Genomic DNA, 10,132 nt, shown 5'->3' on the forward strand with positions numbered 1-10,132 from the left:
GCCCTGCACTGGAAGACCCGGCCGCGGGGGGCCCGCGCCGCGGGCCCGGCCCTCGGGAGGGGGGACGTCCCGATCACCCCCCCCGACCGCCTCTGGGGGGGCGCCCCCCACCCCCCCCGCCCACCCCCCCCCGCCCCCCGCGCGGCGCGCCCCCCCGCCGCCGCGGCCCAGCCGCAGGAACCGACCCGCGCCCGCATCTGACGCCCCGAGGACCGCCGGACGCCGTCACGCCCCGGCTTCGCCTCGGCCCGTGCGTGCCGTCTCCGCCAGAGTCCGCAGCGCGCGCGTCAGCTCGGCCTCGGAGACCGAGGCGAGACCGAGCCGCACCGCGTCCGGGGTCCGGCCCGGGTCCACGGCGAAGGCGGGTCCCGGCGTGACGGCGATCCCGTGCACGGCCGCGGCGGCCGTGAAGGTGTCGGCGCGCCAGGGCGCGGGCAGGTCCCACCAGACGAAGCAGGAGTGCGGGTCGGTCCGCACCGTGAAGCCGGCCAGTTCCCGCGCGACGATGTCCTGCCGCCGCGCCGTGTCCGCGCGCTTGGCCGCCGCAAGCCGCCGTACCGTGCCGTCCCCGGCCCACCGCACAGCCGCCTCCAGCGCGAACCGCCCCGCGCTCCAGCCCCCGGAACGGACCGCCGCGGCCACGCTCTCCACCCGCCCGGGCGGTACGACGAGGAAACCGGCGGCGAGTCCGGGCGCGACCCGCTTGGACAGCCCGTCGACGACATGGGTGAGCCCGGGTGCCCCGGCGGCGAACGGGGTGTCCCCGGGGCACAGGAAGGACCAGACGCGGTCCTCCACGACAGGCAGCGCGAGGTCGGTGACGGCCCGCGCGATCCGCTGCCGCCGCTCGGGCGGGGTGGTGACCGACGTCGGGTTGTGCAGCACCGGCTGGAGGTAGAGCGCGGACAGGGGAGCGGAGCGGTGGGCGGCGGCGAGGGACTCCGGGCGCAGCCCGTGCGCGTCGGTGGCCAGCGGGACCAGGACGATGCCCAGCCGGGCGGCGATCTCCTTGACCAGCGGATACGTCAGCTCCTCGACCCCGACCCGGCCGCCGGGGCGGACCAGGGAGGCGAGGGCGGCGGCGACGGCCTGGCGCGCGTTGCCGGTGAAGAGCAGCTGCGCGGGGTCGGGGCGCCAGCCCGGGGCGGCCAGCAGGGCGGCCGCGGCGGCGCGGGCCTCGGCGGTGCCGATGGCGGCCGCCGGACGCAGCGACTCGGCCAGGACGTCGGGCCGCAGCAGTGACGCGAGGGCGGGCGCGAGAAGCTCGGACTGGCCGGGTGCGGAAGGGTAGTTGAGCTCCAGGTTGACCGGCGCGCGGGTCGCCTCCTCGGTCAGCGCGCGGCCGGTGGGCCCCGCCGCCGCGGCCCGCACGAAGGTGCCGCGGCCGACCTCGCCCACCACCAGTCCACGCCGCACGAGTTCGCCGTACACCCGCCCCGCGGTCGACCCGGCGATCCCGTGCCGGCGCGCGAACAGCCGCTGTGGAGCCAGCCGTTGGCCGGGGCTGAGCCGCCCGGCGGCGATGTCGTCGGCTATGCGGTCGGCTATGCGCCGGTAGTCGTCCATCCGAGCCCCCACTGGATTGCACCGAGAGCAAAGATCTTATTGCACCGAGTAGTTGCTACGTCCTAGGGTCGAACACATGCCGCCCTTCCTCGCGTACGAGGACAAAGGGCCGGATATCAACCCGGCTCCCGAAGTCCCCGGCACCCCCCATGTCCCCCAGCCTCCCCGCGTCCCGCTCGTACTCGTCCACGGTCACCCCTTCGACCGCACGATGTGGGCCCCGCAGATCGAGGCGTTCTCGTCCGGGCGCCGCGTCGTCGCCCCCGACCTGCGCGGCTACGGCGGCTCACCGGTGGTCCCCGGCCGCACCCCGCTGTCCGTCTTCGCCCTGGACGTCGAGGCACTCCTGGACGACCTGGAGATAAACACCTTCGTCCTGGCCGGCCTGTCGATGGGCGGCCAGATCGCGATGGAGTGCCAGGACCGCTTCGGCGACCGCGTCCGGGGCCTGGTCCTGGCGGACACCTTCCCGGGGGCGGAGACCCCCGAGGGCAGGGTCGCCCGCAACGCCATGGCGGACCGGCTGCTGCGCGAGGGCATGCGCGGCTACGCCGACGAGGTCCTGGAGAAGATGGTCGCCCCCGGCGCCGCCCCGGCCGTCAAGTCCCACGTCCACCGCATGATGACGGCCGCGCATCCCGAGGGCGCCGCCGCCGCGCTCCGCGGCCGCGCCGACCGCCCCGACTACCGGGACCTGCTGACCCGGGTGACGGTCCCCGCCCTGGTCGTCGTCGGCGCGGACGACACGTACACCCCGGTCGCGGACGCCGAGTCGATGCACGCCCTCCTGCCCGACTCCACGCTCCGGGTGATCGAGGGCGCGGCCCATCTGCCGAACCTGGAACGGCCGGCCGAGTTCAACGCCGTACTGGAGGCGTTCCTGGTCCGGGTGGACGCGCAACCCTGGAGCTCCGAATAAAACGCCCATAATGGGCCCATGTCGCGAGAGTTCCCCACCGGCCTGACCCCTCCCGACTGGCTGGTGCGGAACATCCGGCCCCGGCAGGCCCCGGTCAACCGCGCCGCCGCCGTCCGCGCCTCGATCGCCATGGCGCTCCCGCTGGCCGTCGGACTCGCCGCCGGCCGGCCCGACTGCGGCGCCCTCGCGTCCATGGGCGGCATGACCGGCGTCATCAGCGACACCGCCGACGCCTACCGGCTGCGGATCCTGCACATCGCGATCCCCCAGCTGTTCGGCGCCGTCGGCGTCGCTCTCGGCGCCCTCGTCCTCGGCCACGGCTGGGTCGCCGTCGCCACCCTCACCGGCATCGCACTCGTCTCCGGGATGATCTCGACGATCGGTGCCGTGGCCTCCGCGTCGGGCCTGGTCCTGCTGCTGAACTCGGTGATCGGCGCGGGACTGCCGCTGCCCGGCGCCTGGTGGCTGGCGCCGGTCCTGATGTCCGGCGGCGGACTGCTGGTGCTGCTCCTCGGCCTGCTCTTCTGGCCGCTGCGCTCCGGGGTGCCGGAACGGGTGACGGTCGCCGACAGCTACCGCGCCGTCGCCGGCCTGCTCGCCGCCTGCGGCAGCGCGGTGCCCGGCGAGTACGACGAGGCCCGGCGCGCCGTCACCGAGTCGCTGAACAAGTCGTACGACGTCATCCTGGCCCGCCGCACCCACCTGCACGGCCGCAGCCCCGACCTCACCCGTCTGCTCGCACAGCTGAACGCCGTCACCCCGGTGGTCGAGGCCGCCCCGGCCGCGCACCAGAGAGGCCACCGCCTCCCGTCCCGGGTCGCGGAGACCGTACGGCGGCTCGCCGCCGCCGTGGAGGCCGGCCGCACCGGCCCGACGCCGATCGACCTGCCCACCCCCACCGACGAGGCGGGCCGCGCCGTCGAGCACGCCCTGCGCCACGCCGCCGAGGTCGTGGCCGCCCCCGACGTGGAGCTGCTCGGCCCCGCCGCCGCCACGGCGCCGCCCGGACGCGGCACCGCCGCCGTCCCGGTCACCGTCTCCGCCGTCCCCGCCACCGCGCTGCACATCCGCGCCGCCCGGGCCGCCCGCGGCGCCGCCCTGTCCGCCGCCGCCTGGCGCTACGGCCTGCGGCTGGCCCTGTGCATCGGGCTCGCCCAGGTCCTGGTCTCGACCCTCCCGGTCCCCCGCTCCTACTGGGTCGCCCTCACCATCACCTTCGTCCTCAAGCCCGACTTCGGCTCCGTCTTCTCCAGGGCGCTGCTGCGCGCGCTGGGCACGGTCGCCGGCCTGGTCGTCGCGGCGGCGGTGCTGACACAGGTGCCGCGCGGCTGGTGGGACGTACCGACGATGATGCTGCTGGCCCCGCTGATCCCGATCCTCACGCCGCGCGGCTACGGCTACCAGACGGCGGCCATCACCCCGGTGATGCTGCTGCTCTCCGACATCCTCAACCACCTGGGCACGGCCCTGCTCCTCCCGCGCCTGGTGGACTCCCTGGCCGGCTGCGCGATCGCGCTGGTGGCGGGCTATCTCCTGTGGCCCGAGAGCTGGCACACCCGGGTCGGCGACCGCCTGGCGGACGCGGTCGCGGACACCGCCCGCTACGTCGAGTCCGCGTTCGGCGCGGGAACGGCCCCCGCGGTCCGCGCCCGGATGCGCCGCCGCCTCTACCGCGACCTGTCCGACGTCCGTACGGAGTTCCAGCGCGCGCTGACCGAACCGCCGCCCGTCGGCCGGCGCGCCGCCGCCTGGTGGCCGCTCGTCGTCGCCGTGGAACGCATCGTGGACGCCACGACCGCGGCCCGGGTCCGGGTCAAGCACGGGGCCGCGCCGCCGTCCGCGGCGGAGGTGTCCCAGGTGGCACGGCAGCTGGGGGAGCTGTCCGCGGGCCTGCGGGAGGCGACGACCCTGGTCGCCGTCCGCAGCGACCTCACGGGACCGGCGGACAGCGTCCTGGAACCGGTACGCCAGGAGGTCGCGGCGGCCCGGGCGATCGCGTCCCCGCACTGAGCGCCGGCCGGCGGGCGCCGAGGGTACGCGCGTACGGCGCCGCCGAGGAGGGGTGAACGAGAGTGAACCCATGGACGCGGCAAGGGTGTTAACCATGGGGGCGGCACAGCCGGGGACACGGTGTTGACACAGGCGGCCCGGCGTCACTCACCCCACCCCAAGATCACCACCTGGGGCCGCTAACCTTACGTGTCCGTCCTGGCCAGGGATTAACGGGCATCAACTCACGCGAAGGGTTGCGCACATGGGCATTCTGACTCTCCTGCGGAACGCATTCGGCCGCTCACGCAAGGATCACGCCGCCGAAACAAAGGGTGCGGAGCAGATTCCCTCGCAGGAGACGGTCCCCACTCAGGAACCGACGGCCCCCTCCGAGGAGCCGGCATCGGAACCCACGGCAAGCGCCCAGGTCCCCGAGCCGCGCAGCACGTCCGAGCAGGACGAACACGAACTGGTGGCTGCGGCCTTCGACAACGTGACGGTCCCGAAGCCGACGGAGTCGCCGGAGACCGAACCTACGACCGAGGCCGAGCCGGCGGCTGCGGCTGAGCCGGTGGCTGCGGCCGAGGCCGAGCCGGTCGCCGAGGTCGAGACCGGGTCGGTCACCGAAGCCGAGACCGACCCGGTGGCTGAGGTCGAGCCGGTCGCCGAGGCAGAGACCGAGCCGGTGGCTGCGGCCGAGGCCGAGCCGGTCGCCGAAGCCGAGACCGACCCGGTGGCTGAGGTCGAGCCGGTCGCCGAGGCAGAGACCGAGCCGGTGGCTGCGGCCGAGGCCGAGCCGGTCGCCGAAGCCGAGACCGACCCGGTGGCTGAGGTCGAGCCGGTCGCCGAGGCAGAGACCGAGCCTGCGGCTGAGGTCGAGGCAGAGCCGGTGGCTGAGGCTGAACCGGTCACCGAGCCGAAGGCCGAAGCGGAGGCCGAGCCTGTGGCTGAGGCCGAGGCTGAGACCGAGCCCGTGGCTGAGGTCGAGGCAGAGCCGGTCGCCGAGCCGGTGGCTGAAGCCGAGGCAGAGCCGGTGGCCGAAGCCGAGCCGGAGGCCGAGGTCCCCTCGGAGCCGGTGACGGAGACCGAGGTTGCGGCCGAGCCCGAGACTGCGGACGAGCCGGTCGCCGAGGTCACGCCCGCGGCGGACCCCGAGCCCGCGACCGAGCCCGCTGCCGAAGCGGAGCCCGCTCCTGAAGCGGAAGCGGAACCCGTCACCGAGCCCTCGACCGAACCCGAGCCGGTCGAGGCCACCACCGACCCCGAGCCCGAGTCGGACCCCGAGCCCGCGCTCGCGACGGAGTCGGCCCCCGAGCCCGAGTCCGCGCCCGAGGCCGAGCCCGCCGCCCCGCTCGACGCCACCGCTCCCGGTCTCGCCACCGCCCACAGCGCCGCCACCGCCGCCCTGGCGAAGAGCGGCCTCACCGGCACCCGGGCGAAGCTGTACCTCGTACTCGACCGCTCCGCGTCGATGCGCCCCTACTACAAGGACGGCTCCGCCCAGGCCCTCGCCGACCAGACCCTCGCCCTCGCGGCGACCCTGGACGCCGACGCCACGGTGCACGTCGTCTTCTTCTCCACCGAGGTGGACGGCACCGCCGACCTCACCCTCGCCGACCACGAGAACCGGATCGACGAGCTGCACGGCTCCCTCGGCCGCATGGGCCGTACGAGCTACCACGCGGCCGTGGAGGCGATCGTCGCCCACTACCGGAAGTCCGGCACGACGGACCCCGCCCTGGTCGTCTTCCAGACCGACGGCGCCCCGGACGCCAAGACCCCGGCGACCCAGTCCCTCGCGGACGCCGCGAAGAACGACCCGTCCCTCTTCTTCTCCTTCGTCGCCTTCGGTGACCTGGAGAACAAGGCCTTCGACTACCTCCGCAAGCTGAACACCGGCAACGCGGCCTTCTTCCACGCGGGCCCGGCCCCGCGCGAGCTCACGGACGCCGAGCTGTACGAGGGCGTACTGGCCGCCTGGCGTCCGTAACCACCGCCCGACCGGCCGCACCGCCGGGCACCACCCGCGCCGTCCGCTTCCCAACCCGTAAAACGGGAGGCGGGCGGCGTACCCATGTCGGCTACGATTTCAAGGTTCACCGACGACCAGAGAACCAATGATCGTCACCCCGCGTAGCGACTTGGGAGCAGCCCGCGATGGCTCGACACCTCATCACCAGCGCCCTTCCGTACATCAACGGGATCAAGCACCTGGGCAACATGGTGGGGTCCATGCTCCCGGCGGACGTGTACTCCCGGTACCTCCGCCAGCGCGGCCACGACGTCCTCTACATCTGCGCGACGGACGAGCACGGCACGCCCGCCGAGCTCGCGGCCAAGGAGCAGGGCCTGCCCGTGGCCGAGTTCTGCGCCCAGGCGCACGACACGCAGAAGGCGATCTACGACGGCTTCGCGCTCGCCTTCGACTACTTCGGCCGCAGCTCGTCCCCGGAGAACCGGGACATCACCCAGCACTTCGCCCGCAAGCTGAACGAGAACGGCTTCATCGAGGAGCGGGCGATCCGCCAGGTGTACTCCCCGGTCGACGGCCGCTTCCTCCCGGACCGCTATGTCGAGGGCACCTGCCCGCACTGCGGCTACGACAAGGCCCGCGGCGACCAGTGCGAGAACTGCACCCGTGTCCTGGACCCGACCGACCTGATCGACCCGCGTTCGGCGATCTCCGGCTCCACCGACCTGGAGGTCCGCGAGACCAAGCACCTCTTCCTCCTCCAGTCCAAGCTCCAGCACGAGGTCGAGGCCTGGGTCTCGCGCCACGAGGCGGACTGGCCGCAGCTGGCCTCCTCCATCGCCCGCAAGTGGCTGACCGAGGGTCTGCACGACCGGGCGATCACCCGTGACCTGGACTGGGGCGTCCCGGTCCCGGCGGACACCTGGCCGGAGCTGGCGGCGGAGGGCAAGGTCTTCTACGTCTGGTTCGACGCCCCGATCGAGTACATCGGCGCGACGAAGGAGTGGGCGGACCAGGACCCGGAGAACCGGGACTGGAAGTCCTGGTGGTACGAGGCCGACGACACCGTCCGCTACACGGAGTTCATGGCCAAGGACAACGTCCCGTTCCACACGGTGATGTTCCCCGCCACCGAGCTCGGCGTGCGCGAGCCGTGGAAGAAGGTCGACTACGTCAAGGCCTTCAACTGGCTGACGTACTACGGCGGCAAGTTCTCCACGTCCCAGAAGCGCGGTGTCTTCACCGACCAGGCCCTCGACATCCTCCCGGCCGACTACTGGCGCTACTTCCTGATCGCCAACGCCCCGGAGTCGGACGACTCGTCCTTCACCTGGGAGCACTTCACGGCCACGGTGAACAAGGACCTGGCCGACACCCTGGGCAACTTCGTCAACCGGGTGCTGTCCTTCTCCCGCAAGCGCTTCGGCGACGACGTCCCGGCGGGCGGCGAGCCGGGCGAGGCGGAGGCGCGCCTGGGCGAGGAGATCGCCCGGCTGCTCGCCGAGTACGAGTCCCAGATGGAGGCCCTCCAGTTCCGCAAGGCCGCGGCGGCGCTGCGCGCCCTGTGGTCGGCCGGCAACTCCTACCTGGAGGAGAAGGCCCCCTGGCTGGAGATCAAGACCGACAAGGACGGCGCGGCCCTCACCCTGCGCACGGCGATGAACCTGATCCACCTCTACTCGGTGGTCTCGGAGCCGTTCATCCCGGCGTCGGCGGCGACGATGCGCGCGGCCTTCACCCTCGCCGACGACACGGCGGCCTGGGTGACCGAGGCCGAGGCGAAGTCCCTCACCTCGGTGCCCGCAGGCACCCCGTTCACGGTTCCGCCGGTCCTCTTCGCCAAGCTCACGGACGAGGACCTGGAGACCTACAAGGAGCGCTTCGGCGGTTCGCCGGAGTAGCCGCGGCTCTTCCGACAGCGGGCCCGGTGACGTCGTACGGCGTCACCGGGCCCGCTGTGCTGCGTCAGCGCACCGGGTCCGCTAGGACGCCGACGCGGACGGGGTCGCCGACGCGCCGGGCTGCGACGGGGCGTCCTGGCCGTCGTGGGTGGCGTCCGGGTCGACGCCCACCGTGATCGACCCGCGGACCCCACGGGCGATGTGCTTCCTGTCGTAGGTCAGCTTGAGCAGGCCGCCCGTGGTGCCGCTCTGGTCGTAGATCGTGTCCTCGGTGAGCGTGGTGCGCTCGGTGGTGTTGGCGGAGTACGGCGCCACCTCGGCGGAGGCGAGGACGGCCGCCTCGGCGAAGAAGAACTGGCCCGTGTGACAGGTGTGCCCGCCCTCGTAACCGGCCTCGGTCCACTCGCCGTCCACATGCACCTTGACATGGATGTGCACACAGCGACCCCGATACCAGCCCGGAAAGACCGTCCTGAAGGTGACGTGACCGCTGCGGTCGGTCCGCCAGGTACCGCGCAGATAGCGCTCGTCGTCGGTCGGCTCCTCGTGGCCACCGCCGCCGGTGCCGCCGGAGGGCGCGCCGGACGGGGGCTCACCCGTGGGAGAGCCGGAGGGGACGTCGGTCGGAGTGCCCGAGGGGGCGTCGGTCGGCGCGCCGCCGGCGCCGGTGGAGAGGCTCTCGTAGCCGGAGTAGATGCCCAGCGCGTCGCAGTGCCAGATGTCGACGGCCGCGTTCTTGACGGGCTTGCAGGTCTCGGAGTCGATCACTTTGAGGGCCAGGGTCAGCGGGATGCCCTCCTTGTCCTCGGTGATGTCCTTACGGATCTTGTCCGCGTCGATGTAGTAGGGACCCTCGGTGGTCTCCGAGGTGAGCCTGTAGCAGGTCTCCGCCGCGGTGGCCGACGCGGTCGAGCCGGCGCCCGGCTCGCCGGCGAAGGCGGTCACGGCCACGCCGCCGCCCACGCTCGCCACGGCCACGGCCGCTCCGCCCGCCACGACGACCTTGCGCCGGGTCATGCTCCGCTTGTGTGCTGGTCCTTGGTTTCCCGTCATGGGCGGTGACGTTAGGCACGGGCCCTGTCAGGAGCGTGGGGGCGGACTGTGCATTGCCATGTGCGTGCAAAAGGGGCCAGGGAGCGGCTTCTCCGGACGGACGGCGGTCATCTCAGGACCCTGGAGTGAAAGTCGCCACAGCGGATACGTATGGTTCTCGCCATGCCAGTCCCTGAAATCATTCCGATCGCTTACGAGCCGCAGGGCCGTACCCAGGCCGTCGGCCGCTACGCGGACGGACAGTTCCTGGGCTCGGTCACCTATGCCTTCCCCGAGAAGTACCGTCCCGACGACGGCTGGGAGGTGCACAAGCGCCTGTACTCGGTGCTGCATCTCTTCGACGCCGACGGCCGCTACCGCGACTCGGAGATCTGGTGCGCCGGCACCTGGGCCGAGCAGCAGCGGTCCCCGCACGGAGGAACGTCGGTGCTCGCCCACGCCCGCGCCCACCTGGCGACCAAGCTCCGCAGCCTGCCGCGGCGCACCTACACGGACATCGCGGTCCGGCCCTTCCGCGTCACCGTCGACGGCGTGCTGTTCGGCCTGCTGACCGGGGAGGACGAGGGCGAGGCCTGGGCCGAGCTCTACCCGGACCACCTCGGCTTCGGCGCGCCCTGGGACGGGCGGTACGACACCTAGGACCTGTCCGGGATCCTGAACGGCGAAGGGGGCCGGAAACCGATGTCGGGTTACGGCCCCCCACGCCAGGGCGCGTCCGGGAGCGGGTGT

Annotated in this window: 7 protein-coding genes; 5 read left to right on the forward strand and 2 right to left on the reverse strand. The window is 73.2% G+C overall.

The window, feature by feature from the left end:
* Window positions 1-225: 225 nt before the first annotated feature.
* Window positions 226-1,566: an aminotransferase-like domain-containing protein gene (locus ABT085_RS38250; protein WP_351619063.1), complete on the reverse strand. Its 1,341-nt coding sequence runs from the start codon at window positions 1,564-1,566 to the stop codon at window positions 226-228.
* Window positions 1,567-1,642: 76 nt separating this feature from the next.
* On the opposite strand from ABT085_RS38250, the gene ABT085_RS38255 reads away from it, so the two are divergent.
* The 4 genes from ABT085_RS38255 to metG all read left to right on the forward strand — a co-directional run bounded on the left by ABT085_RS38255 (window position 1,643) and on the right by metG (window position 8,350).
* A complete protein-coding gene (locus ABT085_RS38255; RefSeq protein ID WP_351619066.1) occupies window positions 1,643-2,485 on the forward strand; it encodes an alpha/beta fold hydrolase in 843 nt (280 codons plus the stop codon).
* Window positions 2,486-2,503: 18 nt separating this feature from the next.
* Entirely contained in the window at window positions 2,504-4,495 is a 1,992-nt protein-coding gene (locus ABT085_RS38260) for an FUSC family protein (RefSeq protein ID WP_351619069.1), read from the forward strand.
* 244 nt (window positions 4,496-4,739) lie between these two features.
* Window positions 4,740-6,467, forward strand: coding sequence for a VWA domain-containing protein (locus ABT085_RS38265; protein ID WP_351619072.1), 1,728 nt, complete (start codon window positions 4,740-4,742; stop codon window positions 6,465-6,467).
* A 167-nt stretch (window positions 6,468-6,634) separates the two neighbouring features.
* Complete coding sequence (metG, locus tag ABT085_RS38270) at window positions 6,635-8,350, forward strand: methionine--tRNA ligase (protein WP_351619074.1); 1,716 nt, start codon at window positions 6,635-6,637, stop codon at window positions 8,348-8,350.
* A gap of 81 nt (window positions 8,351-8,431) precedes the next feature.
* Here the strand turns inward: metG and ABT085_RS38275 are convergent, their stop codons facing one another.
* On the reverse strand, window positions 8,432-9,403 hold the full coding sequence (locus tag ABT085_RS38275; RefSeq protein ID WP_351619076.1) for a dioxygenase family protein: 972 nt from the start codon (window positions 9,401-9,403) through the stop codon (window positions 8,432-8,434).
* Window positions 9,404-9,565: 162 nt separating this feature from the next.
* Here ABT085_RS38275 and ABT085_RS38280 point away from each other — a divergent pair, with 162 nt between their 5' ends.
* Window positions 9,566-10,042 (forward strand): hypothetical protein, encoded by a 477-nt coding sequence (locus ABT085_RS38280; protein ID WP_351619079.1) that lies wholly within the window; start codon window positions 9,566-9,568, stop codon window positions 10,040-10,042.
* Window positions 10,043-10,132 lie beyond the last annotated feature (90 nt).

The organism is Streptomyces sp. NPDC002265 (assembly GCF_040296125.1).
Classification (GTDB): Bacteria; Actinomycetota; Actinomycetes; order Streptomycetales; family Streptomycetaceae; genus Streptomyces.

Coding starts and splice junctions, on each gene's coding strand:
- metG (WP_351619074.1), top strand. CDS start 6,635: ATGGCTCGACACCTCATCACCAGCGCCCTTCCGTACATCAACGGGATC.
- ABT085_RS38260 (WP_351619069.1), top strand. CDS start 2,504: ATGTCGCGAGAGTTCCCCACCGGCCTGACCCCTCCCGACTGGCTGGTG.
- ABT085_RS38280 (WP_351619079.1), top strand. CDS start 9,566: ATGCCAGTCCCTGAAATCATTCCGATCGCTTACGAGCCGCAGGGCCGT.
- ABT085_RS38265 (WP_351619072.1), top strand. CDS start 4,740: ATGGGCATTCTGACTCTCCTGCGGAACGCATTCGGCCGCTCACGCAAG.
- ABT085_RS38250 (WP_351619063.1), bottom strand. CDS start 1,566: ATGGACGACTACCGGCGCATAGCCGACCGCATAGCCGACGACATCGCC.
- ABT085_RS38255 (WP_351619066.1), top strand. CDS start 1,643: ATGCCGCCCTTCCTCGCGTACGAGGACAAAGGGCCGGATATCAACCCG.
- ABT085_RS38275 (WP_351619076.1), bottom strand. CDS start 9,403: ATGACGGGAAACCAAGGACCAGCACACAAGCGGAGCATGACCCGGCGC.